Source organism: Comamonas aquatilis (genome assembly GCF_965139575.1).
GTDB lineage: Bacteria > Pseudomonadota > Gammaproteobacteria > Burkholderiales > Burkholderiaceae_C > Comamonas > Comamonas aquatilis.
Genome location: NZ_CBCSIW010000054.1, coordinates 1 through 366 on the forward strand (window position 1 = coordinate 1; position 366 = coordinate 366).

At 63.1% G+C, this 366-nt stretch carries 1 protein-coding gene and 1 pseudogene; both read right to left on the reverse strand.

What is annotated here, in order from left to right:
• Positions 1-199 (reverse strand): cadherin repeat domain-containing protein (locus ACNAZA_RS22375; RefSeq protein ID WP_415798694.1); only part of this gene is annotated, 199 nt, incomplete at both ends.
• 1 nt (position 200) lies between these two features.
• A pseudogene (locus ACNAZA_RS22380) lies at positions 201-358 on the reverse strand (hypothetical protein); the annotation flags it as partial.
• Between the last annotated feature and the right edge of the window lie 8 nt (positions 359-366).

Sequence of the window (366 nt, forward strand, 5' to 3'; positions counted from 1 at the left end):
CGCTGTTCTCGGCAATCGCCTCTGCGATGGCGCCCGAGCTGAACACGGGTGGGTTTTCATCCACATCGTTGACGGCCAGCGTCACATTCTTCTCGCTGTGGTTGCCCAGCGCATCGGTGGCCACCACAGTGAATTGATAGCCCGCCTTGGCTTCGTAGTCCGGGTTGCCAATCAGTGTGACCTTGCCGGTCTGGGCATCNATGCTGAAGGCGGCGGCATCGCCGCCTGCGGCCAGGCTGTAGCTGACCGCATGGGCATCGCTGGCCTGGGCGGTGTAGACCACTTGGCCGGCACCGCTGTTCTCGGCAATCGCCTCTGCGATGGCGCCCGAGCTGAACACGGGTGGGTTTTCATCCACATCGNNGA